This window comes from Paenibacillus sp. 1011MAR3C5 (assembly GCF_003591485.1).
Classification (GTDB): Bacteria; Bacillota; Bacilli; order Paenibacillales; family Paenibacillaceae; genus Pristimantibacillus.
In genome coordinates this window covers 143,980-158,949 of record NZ_QZCF01000002.1, presented here as the reverse complement: position 1 = coordinate 158,949, position 14,970 = coordinate 143,980, and the positions used below count along the sequence as shown (strand labels likewise).

15 protein-coding genes are annotated in these 14,970 nt (G+C 54.2%); 8 read left to right on the top strand and 7 right to left on the bottom strand.

The features are described from left to right. Positions 1 to 114: 114 nt before the first annotated feature. On the bottom strand, positions 115 to 1,359 hold the full coding sequence (locus tag D3P07_RS05565) for an MFS transporter (RefSeq protein WP_119799121.1): 1,245 nt from the start codon (positions 1,357 to 1,359) through the stop codon (positions 115 to 117). 172 nt (positions 1,360 to 1,531) lie between these two features. Between D3P07_RS05565 and D3P07_RS05560 the strand changes: the two genes are divergently transcribed. Continuing rightward, complete coding sequence (locus D3P07_RS05560; protein WP_310732528.1) at positions 1,532 to 1,984, top strand: MarR family winged helix-turn-helix transcriptional regulator; 453 nt, start codon at positions 1,532 to 1,534, stop codon at positions 1,982 to 1,984. 81 nt (positions 1,985 to 2,065) lie between these two features. Here D3P07_RS05560 and D3P07_RS05555 read toward each other — a convergent pair whose 3' ends face one another. Further along, complete coding sequence (locus D3P07_RS05555; protein ID WP_119799120.1) at positions 2,066 to 2,758, bottom strand: DUF4825 domain-containing protein; 693 nt, start codon at positions 2,756 to 2,758, stop codon at positions 2,066 to 2,068. A gap of 126 nt (positions 2,759 to 2,884) precedes the next feature. Between D3P07_RS05555 and D3P07_RS05550 the strand changes: the two genes are divergently transcribed. From D3P07_RS05550 to D3P07_RS05540, 3 genes are all read left to right on the top strand, one after another. Then, on the top strand, positions 2,885 to 3,418 hold the full coding sequence (locus D3P07_RS05550) for a hypothetical protein (protein ID WP_119799119.1): 534 nt from the start codon (positions 2,885 to 2,887) through the stop codon (positions 3,416 to 3,418). Between the two features lie 144 nt (positions 3,419 to 3,562). Continuing rightward, positions 3,563 to 4,174 carry a TetR/AcrR family transcriptional regulator gene (locus D3P07_RS05545; RefSeq protein WP_259391371.1) on the top strand — a complete coding sequence of 204 codons (612 nt, stop codon included), beginning with the start codon at positions 3,563 to 3,565 and terminating at the stop codon, positions 4,172 to 4,174. 160 nt (positions 4,175 to 4,334) lie between these two features. Then, positions 4,335 to 4,883 (top strand): HXXEE domain-containing protein, encoded by a 549-nt coding sequence (locus tag D3P07_RS05540; protein ID WP_119799117.1) that lies wholly within the window; start codon positions 4,335 to 4,337, stop codon positions 4,881 to 4,883. Here D3P07_RS05540 and D3P07_RS05535 read toward each other — a convergent pair. Beyond that, positions 4,845 to 5,918 carry an AraC family transcriptional regulator gene (locus tag D3P07_RS05535; RefSeq protein ID WP_119799116.1) on the bottom strand — a complete coding sequence of 358 codons (1,074 nt, stop codon included), beginning with the start codon at positions 5,916 to 5,918 and terminating at the stop codon, positions 4,845 to 4,847. The two genes, D3P07_RS05540 and D3P07_RS05535, sit on opposite strands and share 39 nt — an antisense overlap. A gap of 123 nt (positions 5,919 to 6,041) precedes the next feature. Here D3P07_RS05535 and D3P07_RS05530 point away from each other — a divergent pair, with 123 nt between their 5' ends. Next, positions 6,042 to 6,623 (top strand): NAD(P)H-dependent oxidoreductase, encoded by a 582-nt coding sequence (locus D3P07_RS05530; protein WP_119799115.1) that lies wholly within the window; start codon positions 6,042 to 6,044, stop codon positions 6,621 to 6,623. 89 nt (positions 6,624 to 6,712) lie between these two features. On the opposite strand, the gene D3P07_RS05525 is transcribed toward D3P07_RS05530, so the two are convergent. From D3P07_RS05525 to D3P07_RS05515, 4 genes are all read right to left on the bottom strand, one after another. After that, the gene (locus D3P07_RS05525; protein WP_119799114.1) at positions 6,713 to 7,285 is read right to left on the bottom strand and encodes a DUF1697 domain-containing protein; all 573 of its coding nucleotides are present in this window, start codon (positions 7,283 to 7,285) and stop codon (positions 6,713 to 6,715) included. 56 nt (positions 7,286 to 7,341) lie between these two features. Continuing rightward, positions 7,342 to 9,300, bottom strand: coding sequence for a ribosomal protection-like ABC-F family protein (gene abc-f / locus D3P07_RS05520; RefSeq protein ID WP_119799113.1), 1,959 nt, complete (start codon positions 9,298 to 9,300; stop codon positions 7,342 to 7,344). A 105-nt stretch (positions 9,301 to 9,405) separates the two neighbouring features. After that, a complete protein-coding gene (locus tag D3P07_RS26865; protein ID WP_182914193.1) occupies positions 9,406 to 9,549 on the bottom strand; it encodes a hypothetical protein in 144 nt (47 codons plus the stop codon). 70 nt (positions 9,550 to 9,619) lie between these two features. Next, positions 9,620 to 10,495, bottom strand: coding sequence for an AraC family transcriptional regulator (locus tag D3P07_RS05515; RefSeq protein ID WP_119799112.1), 876 nt, complete (start codon positions 10,493 to 10,495; stop codon positions 9,620 to 9,622). 327 nt (positions 10,496 to 10,822) lie between these two features. On the opposite strand from D3P07_RS05515, the gene D3P07_RS05510 reads away from it, so the two are divergent. From D3P07_RS05510 to D3P07_RS05500, 3 genes are read left to right on the top strand one after another with little or no spacing between them, the layout of a single operon-like run. Beyond that, positions 10,823 to 11,296 carry a MarR family winged helix-turn-helix transcriptional regulator gene (locus D3P07_RS05510; RefSeq protein ID WP_119799111.1) on the top strand — a complete coding sequence of 158 codons (474 nt, stop codon included), beginning with the start codon at positions 10,823 to 10,825 and terminating at the stop codon, positions 11,294 to 11,296. A 13-nt stretch (positions 11,297 to 11,309) separates the two neighbouring features. Continuing rightward, a complete protein-coding gene (locus tag D3P07_RS05505; RefSeq protein ID WP_119799110.1) occupies positions 11,310 to 13,046 on the top strand; it encodes an ABC transporter ATP-binding protein in 1,737 nt (578 codons plus the stop codon). Continuing rightward, complete coding sequence (locus D3P07_RS05500) at positions 13,039 to 14,883, top strand: ABC transporter ATP-binding protein (protein ID WP_119799109.1); 1,845 nt, start codon at positions 13,039 to 13,041, stop codon at positions 14,881 to 14,883. The genes D3P07_RS05505 and D3P07_RS05500 overlap by 8 nt, the downstream gene beginning before the upstream one ends. The last annotated feature ends 87 nt before the right edge of the window (positions 14,884 to 14,970 follow it).

The following is a 14,970-nucleotide window of genomic DNA, read 5'->3' as shown; positions in this document are numbered from 1 at the left end:
CGAAAAGAGGGCAATTGTGCTGTCACGTTTATTATGCCTATGGGTGCCCAGAACGCTGGGCGCAAGCTGGGCATTTTTTTGACGCGATGTTCCTTTATAAAATGGTCATCGCGTTTAATGGGCAGGCCTCGCCTGATCGATCCGTCTGAGATGCTTCCGATTCAGCCTGATAAACAACACAGACAGCAGCACGAATCCGGCGCCAACGAAAAACGGAAGGTGGACGTTGAAATGCTCCGCCAGCTTATTAGCCATGAAGGGCGAAATCGCCGCCCCGATAAAACGCAGGAAGCTGTATGCAGCCGATGATGTCGAGCGGGCTACGGGAGCCGCATCCATTACCGCTGTTGTAATCAAGGTATTGCTATTGCCCAGTACGGCTCCCGCAAAGATGACAGCCGCAATGACGACTTCCTTCGTTGAAGTAAAGAGTCCCATGACGGTAAGATCCAGAACAAACAGCAGCAGCATCAGGCTCATTGCCTTTAACGTGCCTAGCCGCTTCTGCAGCTTGGGCGCCATGAATACGGATGTCAGGGCCAGCAGCACGCCCCAGCCCAAGAACACAAATCCCATCTCCTGCGGCTTCAACCCCATTACGAACGGCGCGTATGCCATAATCGTGAAAAAGCCAACATTATAAAGAGCCGCCACAATGCCGAGCACAAGCAGCGAACGATGCTTCATCGCACGGAACGGCTCTAGCAGTGAAGCAGGCGCTGTCGGCGCTCCCGACGCAAGCGGCTTCGGCTTTGGCATCGAAACCGTCAGCACAACAAAGCCAAGCACCATAAGGATGGAGACACCGAAGAACGGTCCTCTCCAGGAAATGGACCCCAGCGTCCCGCCCAGCAGCGGACCGACCGACATGCCTATACCCACTGCCGCCTCGTACAGGATGATCGCTTTGGCTGTTCCGTTGCTGGACAAGGACACCATTGCCGACAGCGCGGTAGCGACAAACAGCGCATTGCCAAGCCCCCAACCTGCGCGCAATCCGACCAGCGTCCAAATATCGCCAGCGAATCCGCCCAGCACCGAGACCAAAGCGATGATCCCAATTCCCGCCAGCAGCGTCCGCTTCATGCCGAATCGTGTGGAAACCACCCCGGTAATGAGCATGGCCAAAGCCATGACTGCATTGTAGCTGGTATACAGCAAGCTGACTTCGCTTGGAGAAGCCATCAGCTTCTCCGACAGCTCGCGCAGGATCGGATTAACAAGGCCCATACCCATAAACGCAATAATGCTCGTAAAAAAAACAGCCCATACCCCAATCGGCTGACCGAGAAAACCGCTCTTCTCCAGCGTCGCGTTCAGCTCTGCCGGGGCTGCGGATGACTTCGCTAATGATGACATATATCTATCTCCTTTTACCATGTGATTGCCATAAACTTGTATGATACAACTATTTGATTGTATAATACAATTATATAGCTGTCAATGAACGTATGTATCGATTGTCCCTGTTGACAATCCTCCCGTATCCATTATGATGTTCATGAACAGCAGGAAAAGAAGGAGGCGATTAATGGTGAGCAACCGCTCATTAGAGACGATTGAATTCGAGCTCGCGGTGCTGATCCGCCGGGTCATGTCGATTAACGCAAACAAAAAAGGAGCCAAGCTCGACAGGGCCGCCTACTTGCTTCTGCATCAAATCTCGGTGCAAGGCTCAGCCGGCGTAAAGGTTCTGGGCGAGGAGCTGCAGCTGGATATATCCACCGTCAGCCGACAAGCCGCCGTGCTTGAACAAAAGGGATATGTACGGAAAGTACCCGATGCACAGGACGGGCGAGCGTACTTCTATCAAATTACGGAGCTCGGCGAAGCGGATCTGCATGAATACAAGCAGTCACGACTGGCTAGCATTAATCGGCTGGTCGAGAGCTGGGACGAAGAAGAACGCGACCAATTCGGCCAGCTGCTCATGAAATTCAATCAGTCGCTTAAGCATCGTACGCGGCCCGACAACAAAGCATAATAGCGGCAAAGGCTTCCGAATCCGATTCGGAAGCCTTTTATTGAAGGATTAACGGAATAATGGCGTTGTTTCCCTTTCCCATTATTCGCGAATCGCAGCTCCATCCGGCACGGCAAGCTCGACAGCTTCCTCTGCTCCCTGGATGGCCGATACGACAGCCGCCGTATCGGATTGCTCTTGCTCCAAGTACTGTCCCAGCTGCTCCACATGGTTTTGCTTATCCGCAAGGTTGAGTTCAATGGGGAAATCGGAACGATTGTATTCAAGCAGCGGCTCATAGTCGGATGGAATAAGCTCATCCGGCGCTACCGTGCTGCGGTAAGCGAAAGTCAGACGGTCTACATTGCCGATCATCGCGAACAATACAATGGCATTGTTCCGGCTTTGCTCCACAAATTCCCCGTCACGCAATGAATCAGGGACCTCCCCATACCCAGCCGAGTCTAGCGGTTCATAGAACAGCGTTAATCCGTAAGGCTGCTCCGAGCTTGCGATTGCCATATATCGTTGCATGAAGCGGGGATCGGGAGACGGCAGCCCGCTTACAATTCGGGATACCTTGGAGTTGTCACCGACGAACGGCGTCATATCCTCGGCGATTCGCTCCAGGTCATACCCCGCATAGAGCACGGTAGACTCTTCAACCTGCACCGGCGATTTGCCCAGCGGCTCGGCAGCCCATACGAACAGCGCCCCCCATAGAAGCGCAGCCGCGCCTCCGAAGGCTGCGATCATTAAGATTTTTTTAAGCGCATTGTGTTTATTTGCCATCATAAGTCCTTGTCCTCCGCATTTGCTGCATGACCATTTTTCAATTCATGATCGTACATTCTATCCTATCCATGATATAGTAAAATCGCATCTACTTCAAAAGTCAGGTTATGACATAGGAGGAGTTCCATGGACTACATACGAGATTATGCCATGTACGCATCCATCTTCGGCATGTTCAGCTTTGTCTGGTTCGGCTGGGCGCAGGAGCGACCGCGCAGCAGCTGGCGTCCCTATCTCGGGATTGCGTCCGGCATTGCGCTGCTGGTCTGCTTGTTTGGCGTATATTTGAGCATCACCAACTGGGGCGAAGCATCCGCCCTGAATGACGACTCTACGTTCACGACGTACCTGATCACCGTCTACATCGAGTTTTTCCTCGCGGGGCTTGGAGCCTTTCTGCTCATCCGCAAAAAACAAAGCGACTTTGTCGCGCCATGGATCGCCTTTATCGTCGGCATTCATTTCATCGGCCTCGTCGGCGTATTCGATGACCCCGCCTTATATGGATTGGCAGCACTGCTCGTTGCCGTATCGATCATCGCGGTGTATCTTGCTCCGAAGCTGCAGGTAGCCAGAAGCGCCGTTACCGGCATCGGCTCCGGCACGGTTCTGTTCGGCTTTGCGATTCTTGGCCTTATTCGATTCTTCTCTGTTTCGTAAGCTTCAAGCAGCCTGCACCTCATGCGATTCACGTCACCAAAGGAGACCTGGTCTCCTTTTTTTGTTGGATATGCATTGACAAGAAATCGGAAATCATTTATTTTTTTGAGTAGACACTCAAAAAGGATGAAAGGGGACGGCTCATTGGCCAAACGAGAAAGCAAAGAGTCCAAAAAAGAACGAATCCTGCAAGCTGCACTCCATCTGTTCTCCAGCCAAGGCTTTCACGCGACAACTACCAAGGAGATTGCCGCTGCATGCCATGTAGCGGAAGGCTTGATCTTTTATTACTTCGGAGACAAACGGGCGCTGTTGCTTGCGATTGTAAGAAATTTTACGTTCCTGATGCGGCTTGAAGGCGACGGTCTGTCATTTGCCAAGCTGCCAATGGATGAGGCCCTCTATCGATACGGACTCTCCTACTTGTCCTTCCTGAAGGACAACATCGCGTATATCAGGCTTATTTGGTCTCCTGAGCTGCTGCAGGATGATGAAGTTTCCAAAGAAGTCATGACTTTGATCGGTCGAATCGGATCGGCGGGAGGGGACTTGCTGGATACTGGCACTGTTCATAGCGGCCAACCGGACAAGGACCTGCAAGAGATTGCCATGACCATGATGACCTCTACTCTTCTCGTCCACTTCCTGCTGCAATCCCGCTCCGGGCAAGACACAGCCCCCGGCGAAGAAGAGGCTTATATCCGCAAGGTCGTTCATTTGCTGCTTCACGGGTTGCTGAATGAACGTCTCACGTAACCTTAGCGGTAATTTCACCGAAAACCAGACTGAAGGATGACATGCATACGACATGTCGGATAACAGTCATTTTTTTACTCTAGTTTTGAGTGAATACTCAATAAATTTGCGAATCGATGAATTTGTTTATGATCCTATATTTTGAGAGGAGTTTTAGCTTATGTTGTCGGACACCATTATTCATCTTGAATTCCTGATGTGGCTTTTCCTTGTGGTCTTCTTCCTTCATGATGGAGAAGAGATCGTGACAATGGAGCGATGGGTGAGAAAACATCACAAACAAGCGAAGCTCGCATTGGATCTTCGCTTGATCGATCTGAACAAAAACCTGACTGTGCAATTCACAGCAGGCGTGCTGACAATCGGCGTCGCACTTGCACTTGTGACATACGTGGCGGTACCGCTTGCGGGCAGCAAGCATGCCCTCTACGCCCTGTTCACCGGACTTGTAGCTGTCTTCCTGCTGGACGGACTGAAGCATATCGGCATATCGCTCCTGCTGAAGACCTATACGCCCGGTGTAGTGACAGCCGCTGTTCTTGAAGTTCCGTACGGCGCTTATGCGTTATACCGTCTGTTTGATGAAGGCATGCTAAATGCTATTATCTTGCTAAAGGGCACCGTAATGGCATTGCCGCTAGTTCTGATGCTGGGAGCATCGGGTCTCCTGCTAGGAGGCCGGATTGCTCCCCGCCGATCTCGAAGCTGAAGGATACGCGCGTCCGCCATCCGCATTCGCTTGGTCGGGATTCGCCCGGTATTGACCGGGCGTCATTCCCGTCCACTTCTTGAATGCACTCTGGAACGCGCTTGGCTCGGAGAAGTGAAGGGCGTAGGCAATATCGCCGACGGAAGCGTTCCGATTGCGCAAATACCCCATGGCCAGCTCCTTGCGAACCTGCACGGATAAATCATTAAAGGTGGTGCTCTCAGACTTCAGCTTATGCTGGAGCGTCCTAACGCTCATGCCGAAATGCTCCGCCGCCTGCTGCAAGTTGGGATAGCGGGTTGGCAGCGTCTTTTTCATCCAACGCATCATTTGCTCCTGCAGCCCGGCGGATTCCGTCATGCCATCCTTTGTTTCCTGGGCGATGGTCTCGAAGAGAGACAGCAGCCTGGGATCAGAGTAAATGACGGGGTAATCCAGCGTCTCTTTATTCATCCGCAGGCTGTTGGTCTCGCAGCCAAAGGAAGGCGTCCGGCCGAATACAGACAGATACGGCTCCAGATCGGAAGGCGCCTCATGCGAAAAATGCAGATCATGCAGCGGAATGCTCCGGTTGCTCAGCTTGCCGATCATGCGGTAGAGCGAGCTGGCCATGTCCTCCATGCAGTGGCGGGAATCCCCGCTGCCCTCCTGCAGCCTCATCGTCAGCAGGAAATCGTCGCCTTCCGTCTCCCATGCCAGAGTAAATCCGCTGCACAGGATCACATTGTACCGCTCGTACGCGGCTAGGGCATCGCCAATGGTACGGGAATGCATCATGACATAGCCGAGCAAGCCCATATCGGCGAATTCCATAATCAATCCTTGATGCAGTCCAAAATGCTCATCGCCTGTATAAGCCGCCGCCTCTATCATAATCCGCTTAAGCTCCGAGCCCGGAATACGCGCCTCCACATCCTGCAGCAAAGCAGAATCGAAGGACGCATACCGGCAGAAGTCCTCCGCATCGTATCCTTTATGCACAATCGTCTTCATGACGGGAAATACCATCGAGATGGCTACGCTTGGGTCGCTCATATCCTTTACCTCCACCTGCGCAAATCAGCAATCCCGATTGCGCATTCGATCATAGTGTTGCACCTGGATTCCTTATATTCTTGTAATAGTCCTACACCACTATCATATAGGAGGAACATTCCCATGAAAACGAATATTCTGGTCATTAACGGCCATCCCGATCCAAAAAGCTTCTGCTCCGCGTTGTCTGAAGCTTATATAGCAGGCGCTGAAGGAAACGGGGCGCAGGTCCGTTATCTCGATTTGAGCAAGCTCAGCTTCAATCCGATACTCCAATACGGTTATCGCCAAAGAACGGAGCTGGAGCCGGAGCTCGTCGAAGCGCAAGAGCTGATCCGCTGGGCGCATCATCTTGTATACGTCTATCCGACTTGGTGGGGCGCCATGCCAGCCCTGCTCAAAGGATTTATCGACCGTGTCTTCCTGCCCGGGTTCGCCTTCAAATACCGCCAAAACTCCCAGCTATGGGATAAGCTGCTGTCCGGACGCACGGCGCATCTGATTGTCACGATGGACACTCCGTCCTGGTACAACCGGTGGATCTACCGTCATGCCGGCCATAACGTCATGAAGCGCAACATTTTGGAGTTTTGCGGCATTAAGCCTGTGCGCATCACCGAGATAACGCCAATCAAGCCGTCCACTCCCGAACAGCGGGTCAAATGGCTGGATCAGGCGCACCGGCTAGGAGCGAAGCGAGCATAATAGGCATGGGCAGCATCATCCGGTGCAAGACCGTTCAAATGCCTGGGCTTTACCTCCAGTGAATGATGCGCACTAGGCTGCACTCTGTTCTAAGAGAGCGCAGCGGCTTCCATCTCGCTGCCCAGCGTAATCAGCTTATTGATCGTGTTCCAGTTCCGCACGGTAGACGGCACGCCCAGCTTCTCCACATGGGCGGACAGCTTGGAGTTGCGGACGCTAAGGCTGTACAGCAGGTACAGGTTGTTCCCGTCCAGCACGTACCGGTCATCTCCGGTGTCGATGCTCGCAAGCTTCGCGAGCTTCTCCGGCTGCGGCTGCTCCAGCAGCATCGACACGTACAGCACTTCACCTTCCGAAGAAGCCTTGGCTTGTGCAACTTGCTCCTCGGTGAATGGCAAATTCCGATGAATGCTTCTCAGTTCGTCAAGCGTCCGCATGACGACTTTGATCGCCAGTCCAAAGTCGGCTTCAATCTGCCGCTCGATGCGCTCCCGAAGCGGCAGCTCCTCTTCCGCAGATTCGAACAGGATGTTGCCGCTCTGGATATAGGTTTGCACACGCTGCAAGCCGATTGAGCCAAGCGACTCCCGCAGCTCCGCCATCTTGATTTTATTTTTCCCGCCTACGTTAATGCCGCGAAGCAAAGCGATATAGATGGACATCTTGATCGATCACCGCTTTCAATAGAATAGTCTATTGCTATAGTAGCACATTCCGTTTAACTGGGAAGCTCCATCCACGCCTCCATCAGGTCTGACAGCTTCGCCTCCAGCCTTTCACGCTCTCTCCAGTCCTGCTCCAGCTGCTCCGTATCACCGCTTTCTGACCGTTCCATCAGCTTGCCGTCGATCGCCTTCAACTGCTGCTCCAGAACGGCAATCTCGCTCTCCAGCTGTATCCGCAGCTGCTCGAAGCTCTTGGTCGATCCATCTTGACCGGCTTGCTTCGGCTGACGACGTTCCGCTGTCTCCGGCTCTTGCGGACCGCCTTTCTTGCCGATTGAGTCCATCTCTCTTCCCTTGCTCCCAGACGACGGCTCCAGCACTGTCCGTTCGATCCGCTTCTCCTTATAGCGATTGTAATCGCCTAGATAAGAGACGACCCGGCCTTGGTCCATCTCCCAGATTCGCTTGGCGAGCCGGTTCATAAAGTAGCGGTCATGAGAGATAGCCAGAATGGTGCCGGGGAATTCCTCCAGCGCCTCCTCCAATGCTTCGCGTGAATCGATATCGAGATGATTGGTCGGTTCGTCCAGCAGAAGAAGATTGGGCTTGCGCCTTACGAGCAGTGCGAGTCTCAGCCGGGACCACTCCCCTCCCGACAGCGATCCCAGGGGCTTGAAGACATCATTCCCATAGAACAAGTAATGGGCCAGCACATTACGGGCCTCCCCTTCCTCCAACCCATCCTCAATGCGGAAGTAGTCCAGCACCGTCTGCTTCGGATTCTCAACCGCCTCCTGCTGGGCGAGATAGCCGATTTCCACACGGGAACCGATTGCCACTTCCCCCGCATCCAGATTCTCTGTGCCAAGCAGAAGCTTTAGAAGTGTCGTCTTCCCCGTTCCATTGTCGCCCAGCAGCGCCACCTTTTCTCCGTAGAGCAGATTGCCCTCGGCCTCTCTTAAAATGACCCGGTCGCCGTATTGCTTGCGCACACCGGAGAACTCCAGCACTCTTCGTGCGGAACGATCCAGCGGAGTGAGCTCGAACTCGGCCGCCTTCCGCTCCAGCGCCGGACGCTTGATCTTCTCCATGCGCTCCAGCGCCCTGCGCATCGAGGCGGCCCGCTTGAAGAACTTCTCATTATCTCCGTTTCTGCCCCACTCCTCGAGTTGGCGAATCGTTTCCTTCATCTTTTTGATGACCTTCTGCTGCTCCTGATACTGGGCGAACTGCTGAAGCAGCCGGGCCTCCTTCTCTTTCACGTACCCGCTGTAGGAGGCCCCATACAATTGGGCTTCGCCATCCTCCACCTCGATCGTTTCGGTCGTAACGGCATCCAGGAAGTACCGGTCATGCGAGACAATCACGTACGCCCCTTCATACCGATTAAGAAATTGCTCCAGCCACTCGATTCCTTTGAGGTCCAGATGATTCGTCGGCTCATCGAGCAGCAGCAGATCCGGTCGCACGACCAGCTGTGAGGCCAGCACAATCCGCGTCTTCTCTCCGCCTGACAAGCTGCAGAAGGAGCGGCCATCCTGGCTCCGGTCGATCTGCAACCCGGCCGCGACTTGATCGATGTTCGTCTCCATCTCATAGCCGCCGCCCTGCTCGAATTTCTCCTGAAGCTTCGCATAAGCCTCCAGCAGCCGCTCCAGCTTCCCGGGCTGCGCTGCCTCGGGCGAGGACATCGCGTTCTCCAGCTCCGCCATCTCTCCCCGGATGGCCTGCAGCTCCCTGTAGCCGAAAGCCAGCACTTCATAAACCGTCAACTGCTCGAACTCCGCCGGAATTTGCGGCAGATAGCCGATCCGCAGTCCCCTCTTAATCGTTAGTACGCCTTCATCAACCCGGTCATGTCCCGCGATGAGACGAAGCAGCGTCGATTTGCCGCTGCCGTTGCGGCCGATCAGAGCGGTTTTGCCGCCTTCTTTGAGTTGAAAGGTTATATTCTCCAGCACCAGATTGGCGGCATGGTATTTCTTCACGTTCTGTATTTGTACAATAATCATGTTAAGATCCTCCTATAGTTGAAGACCCTGACCCGCGCACACAAAAAAAAGAGGGCCGCGGCAAGAAGCCCGCGACCCTCCGGATGGTCTAGCTATCCGTAGCGGTTAAGGTAGGCGTCTTCTCGCGAATGGTATAATCGTATAGTTGAAATTGGACAGACTGCTCCCGTCAACGGTTACAGCATGAACAATGCCAGACATTGCCACAGGCAGCTGGCTAATACGATTGTTCACCATCTCGAGATTCACCTACCTCACCTCCTTCGTCATAATGAAATCAATATACCATAATCGCTCTTGCATTGGCAATTGCGATCCGCTAACTTCCCTGCTTCCGCATAACCGGAATCCATATCTCGCTCCTGTATGCGGGAGATGAGGTGTCCTTCGATTCGTTCCACAGCAGCTCTGGGCCTTCGGCAATCTCGTAGCCGGAAGACGGGAACCATTCGGCATATATTCTGCCCCATACCTCCTGCAGCGCCGTCGGAAAAACGCCAACCGCCTCGAATACCGCCCATGTCCCCGCCGGGACCTCCAGCTTCGCCAATTCCTCAGGTGCAGGCTCAGTTGTGGCAACGCCGATATAATGATCCAGCGTTCCCCGCTCCTCCATTCTGCCCTCCGAGAAATGCGTTGAAGCACTGATCATGCCTCTTGGCTCGATATTTGACAGGCTCTTAAGCAAAGCGATCTTGTCTCCATCGAGACTCTTCCACATGTCGGCGATCTCCGGGTTGACCCCTTCAAACTGAATGCTGACGGTTTTCATCAGCCCGACAATGCGGAACGCTTCTTTTTCAATGATTCGAAAGTTCATTTCCATGCCTCCTTGAATGGTTAGTCGGAAGGCCATGCGCGGATAGGCTTTCAACTGCTGGCCCGGAAGCCTCGCTTCCGAAGGCGTCACGCCATGAAGCTGCTGGAATGCTCTCGTGAAGGCATCCGGGGAGCCGTAGCCATATTTTAATGCGATATCGATCACGCGCTCATCCGTGCTCTGCAGCTCCATCGCTGCCAGCGTCAGCCGCCTGCGACGGACATACTCCGATAGGGACACCCCTGCAAGAAACGAAAACATGCGCTTGAAGTGATGCTCCGAGCATAAAGCAATCCGGGCAATCTCCTTCATGTCCAGCTCCTCGTCCAAATGCTCCTCCATATAAGCTATTGCGCGGTTCAGATGCTCCAGCATATCCGCTCACCGCCTCCTTTCATTCTCAGATTAGCATGCGCCGCTTCTGCCGGCCCGACGTTTCAGGGTCAGGTTCGGCAGGGTAGCTTCTCACCGTATTTGTCTTTCCTTTATATTGGCCGGCTATCCTTATAACTCCTGCCTATGTCAGCCAACTTTCGCTTACAGGCGCGAGCCTCCAGATGCTGGGCCAGCATAGGAGCTAATGTATTGACCGCCCCCTTGGACACGCTGTAGCCCGGCACATTTAACTATCTTTTGACAAGAAACGGATGCCCGGCTATGCTATTGATTAGCCGGCTAACTAATTGAACGGAGGCGCTGGATATGACCTCTCCCCATCGCAACAAACCGATTACACGGATGATGTCCCATATCGTCAGGAGACATCACCACCACGTTCACCTGGAGCTGAACGAGCATGAGGTATATCCCGGGCAGCCTCCGCTCATGCTGGCGCTGGCCCGGGAAGGCGGACAAAGCCAGAACGAGCTTGCGCGCAAGCTCGAGATCAAGCCCGCAACGCTAACCGTCATGCTGAACCGCATGGTGAAAAACGGCTTGGTCCGGCGTGAAGCAGACCCCTCCGACCTGCGGGTATCCCGTATTTATTTGACCGAAAAGGGCTTTGAGACGGTATCGCTCGTACGGGAGACGCTCGACAGGCTGGAGCATCAGGCGCTGCAGCAGTTTACCAATGAGGAAGAAGCGTTATTCCGCAGCTTTCTGATGCGGGTGAGGGACAATATTGCCTACTTGCCGCAGGGTGCTCCGTCGAAATTAACAGATAAAGAAGATTGACAGAGGTGTCACCATGATTAAGTTATTTTCTTATTTGCGCGCGCACTGGATCTACGTCCTGCTGGCGCCGCTGCTGATGCTGCTTGAGGTATGTATGGACCTTCTGCAGCCGTTCCTGATGGCAAGCATTGTCGATAAAGGCGTGATGCAAGGCGATCTGAACCATATTCGCGATACCGGCCTCATTATGCTTGGCGCCGCTTTGGTCGGCCTCATCGGAGGCTTTGGCTGCACCGTATTCTCCTCGATTGCCGCGCAACGATTTGGTGCGGATCTTCGGCAGGATGTGTTCCGCAAGGTACAGACCTACTCCTTCCGCAATCTGGACGAGATTGGAACCGGATCGCTCGTTACAAGGCTGACCGGGGATATCGTGCAGCTGCAGACGATGGTTCAGATGCTGCTGCGCATCTTCGTGCGCTCTCCGCTGCTGGCGATAGGCAGTATCGTAATGGCTGTCATGATCAGCCCTAAGCTGGCCATTATATTGGCGATTGCCGTACCGCTTCTGTTCATCGTCATGTTCCTGCTGATCCGCGCGACGCTGCCGCTCTTCTCTAAGGTCCAGCGGATGATGGACAAGCTCAATACGGTGCTGCAAGAGAACTTTGCCGGTATTCGGGTGTCGAAGGCTTTTGTCCGTAAGGATTACGAGAACAAGCGCTTTGACCGGGCGAATGAGGATTACACGCAAGTCGGCATGAAAGCGCAACGGCTCGTTGCAGTCAATATGCCGGTCCTGACTATGATTCTGAACGTATCTATCGTTGCCGTACTCATGCTTGGCGGGAAGGATGCGATCAACGGATCATTCGAGGTCGGCCAGCTTGTGGCGTTTATCAACTATGTCACCCAAGTGCTGTTCGCCGTCTCCTCCGTTGCAATGATGCTCGTCCGGTTCTCCAGCGCCAAAGTATCCGCCGATCGGATTCGAGAGGTTATGGCGACGGAATCGGATATCCGAAGCGCAGATCATCCCAAGGAAGTCCGCAGCTCGCGAGGCGAGGTCTCCTTCGATTGCGTCACTTTTGCTTATGGGCAGGTATCCGGACAAGAGGTCCTACGTGATATAAGCTTCACGGTCCAACCGGGACAGAAAATCGCCATCATTGGCGCGACCGGCGCGGGCAAGTCATCGCTCGTCAACCTGATCCCTCGCCTGTACGATGCGACGCAAGGACGCGTGCTGGTCGATGGCACCGATGTGAGGGATTACGAGCTTGGTTCGCTCCGCCAGCGCATCGGCATTGTTCTACAGGAATCTATTCTGTTCACAGGCACGATTCGGGACAATATCCGCTTCGGCAAGCCGGACGCCTCGGACGAAGAAGTAATAGCTGCGGCTAAGGCTGCCCAGGCGCATGAATTTATCGCCGCGATGAAGGGTGGCTACGATACGCCGCTGGGCCAGCGCGGCATTAATCTGTCCGGCGGCCAGAAGCAGCGGCTGTCCATCGCTCGTGCCCTCATCCAGCAGCCGGGCATCCTCATCCTCGATGACAGTACCAGCGCCATTGATATGGGAACGGAATCGCGCCTTCAAGCGGCTTTGTCACAGCTAATGCAAGGACGCACGACAATGATGATCGCTCAGCGGATCTCCTCCGTCATCGATGCCGACAACATCCTTGTGATGGATGAAGGAAGACTGATCGCCCAAGGCACCCACGAACAACTGTTGGCGAACTGCGAGCTCTATCAGGATATTTACCGGTCGCAGCATGGAAAGGAGGGGCATGTCTATGGCTAACCCCAATGGCAGCGGCAAATCCACGAACGTAGAAGCGCCCGATCTCTCCATGCGCAGCGGCGGCGCGCGCGGCGGCATGCCTGCTCCGAAAGCAAAGCCGAAGCATGCCAGGGAGACGATTCGCCGCATTTGGACTTATATCCGTGTCTATCGGCGCGGCCTTATCGCCGTACTGCTGCTCACATTCATCACAACACTATTATCGCTAATCGCGCCTTACATGCTAGGACATGCCGTCGACGCTTATATCATTCCCGGCCGCTATGACGGACTGCTCCGTCTTGGGGCTGTGCTGCTGGCCATCTATGCTGGAGCTGTATTATCCTCCTGGCTGCAGCAGCATGTGATGGTGAAAGTATCACAACAGTCGATCCAAGCGATGCGGCGTGATCTGTTCGCGAGACTCCAGCTTCTGCCGCTCCGATTCTTCGACGGGAAAACGCACGGCGAGCTGATGAGCCGGACGACCAATGATATCGAGAACGTATCCGGCACCTTGAACCAAAGCGTCACGCAGCTGATTGCAAGCGTCCTGTCCCTGGCCGGATCGCTTGCCATCATGCTATACCTGAATGTGTGGCTGACGCTGCTCAGTATGGTCACGATTCCGCTTGTGATTCTATTTACGAAAACAGTCGCTTCCCGCACAAGGAAGCACTTCAGCAAGCAGCAGGCCAGTTTGGGCGAGTTGAACGGCTTCATCGAAGAGACAGTCTCCGGTCAAAAAGTCATCCAGATCTATCGCCGGGAACCATATGCCGAATCGCAATTCGGAGCGATCAACCGCAAGCTGACAGCGGCCAGCATACGGGCTCAGATCTATTCCGGTACAGTAGGTCCGGTCATGAACATGCTGAATAATACCAGCTTTGCGCTAATTGCGGCGGTAGGCGGCTGGATGGCCTTCCGCGACTGGACGTCAGTCGGCGTCGTCGTGGCATTCTTGAACTATTCCAAGCAATTCCAGCGTCCGCTCAGCGATCTGGCCAACCAGTTCAATCTCGTCCAGTCGGCCGTAGCCGGTGCCGAACGCGTCTTCGAGACAATCGACACTGCCACCGAATATGAAGGAACGCCATCAACGAAGTTATTGGGCGAGCTGAAAGGCGAGGTCGAGTTCCATAACGTTGCGTTCAGCTACAAGGCAGACTCCCAGATATTGAACAATGTCTCTTTGACAGCAAAACCGGGCGAGATGATTGCGCTAGTCGGTCCTACGGGCGCCGGAAAAACAACCATCATCAACCTGTTGACCCGCTTCTATGACATCGATTCGGGCCGCATCACGATTGACGGTATAGCTATTAATGAGCTTGACAAGGACGATCTGCGCAGCAAGCTCGGCATTGTCCTGCAGGATGCCTATGTATTCTCCGATACGATTCGGGAGAATCTCCGCTACGGCAGGCTGGATGCGACCGATGCGGAGATTGAAGCGGCTGCCAGGCTGGCCAATGCCCATAGCTTCATCCGAAAGCTGCCGCAAGGCTATGATACGGTGCTGGCCTCCGGGGGGGGCAATCTCAGCCAGGGACAGCGCCAGCTGCTTACGATCGCCCGCGCCGTGCTTGCCGATCCCACCATCCTCATTCTGGATGAAGCGACGAGCAGCATCGATACGCGCACGGAGATGCATATTCAATCTGCAATGCGCAAGCTGATGGAGGGCCGAACCAGCTTTGTCATTGCGCACCGGCTCAGCACGATCCGTGAAGCCGACCGGATTCTCGTCATCCGTGACGGCGGCATTGCCGAGCAGGGCTCGCATGACGAGCTGCTGGAGCGCCAAGGCTATTACTATGAGCTATACAACAGCCAGTTCAAACGCTCCGGCTAACGGCTACATACAAAAAACACGCCCATCGGGCGTGTTTTTTGTATGTTCGGGAAGAACGCTGGCAGGCTATACTTAGAATGAAAGCGT

Coding starts and splice junctions, on each gene's coding strand:
- D3P07_RS05565 (WP_119799121.1), bottom strand. CDS start 1,359: ATGTCATCATTAGCGAAGTCATCCGCAGCCCCGGCAGAGCTGAACGCG.
- D3P07_RS05560 (WP_310732528.1), top strand. CDS start 1,532: ATGGTGAGCAACCGCTCATTAGAGACGATTGAATTCGAGCTCGCGGTG.
- D3P07_RS05555 (WP_119799120.1), bottom strand. CDS start 2,758: ATGATGGCAAATAAACACAATGCGCTTAAAAAAATCTTAATGATCGCA.
- D3P07_RS05550 (WP_119799119.1), top strand. CDS start 2,885: ATGGACTACATACGAGATTATGCCATGTACGCATCCATCTTCGGCATG.
- D3P07_RS05540 (WP_119799117.1), top strand. CDS start 4,335: ATGTTGTCGGACACCATTATTCATCTTGAATTCCTGATGTGGCTTTTC.
- D3P07_RS05535 (WP_119799116.1), bottom strand. CDS start 5,918: ATGAGCGACCCAAGCGTAGCCATCTCGATGGTATTTCCCGTCATGAAG.
- D3P07_RS05530 (WP_119799115.1), top strand. CDS start 6,042: ATGAAAACGAATATTCTGGTCATTAACGGCCATCCCGATCCAAAAAGC.
- D3P07_RS05525 (WP_119799114.1), bottom strand. CDS start 7,285: ATGTCCATCTATATCGCTTTGCTTCGCGGCATTAACGTAGGCGGGAAA.
- abc-f (WP_119799113.1), bottom strand. CDS start 9,300: ATGATTATTGTACAAATACAGAACGTGAAGAAATACCATGCCGCCAAT.
- D3P07_RS05515 (WP_119799112.1), bottom strand. CDS start 10,495: ATGCTGGAGCATCTGAACCGCGCAATAGCTTATATGGAGGAGCATTTG.
- D3P07_RS05510 (WP_119799111.1), top strand. CDS start 10,823: ATGACCTCTCCCCATCGCAACAAACCGATTACACGGATGATGTCCCAT.
- D3P07_RS05505 (WP_119799110.1), top strand. CDS start 11,310: ATGATTAAGTTATTTTCTTATTTGCGCGCGCACTGGATCTACGTCCTG.
- D3P07_RS05500 (WP_119799109.1), top strand. CDS start 13,039: ATGGCTAACCCCAATGGCAGCGGCAAATCCACGAACGTAGAAGCGCCC.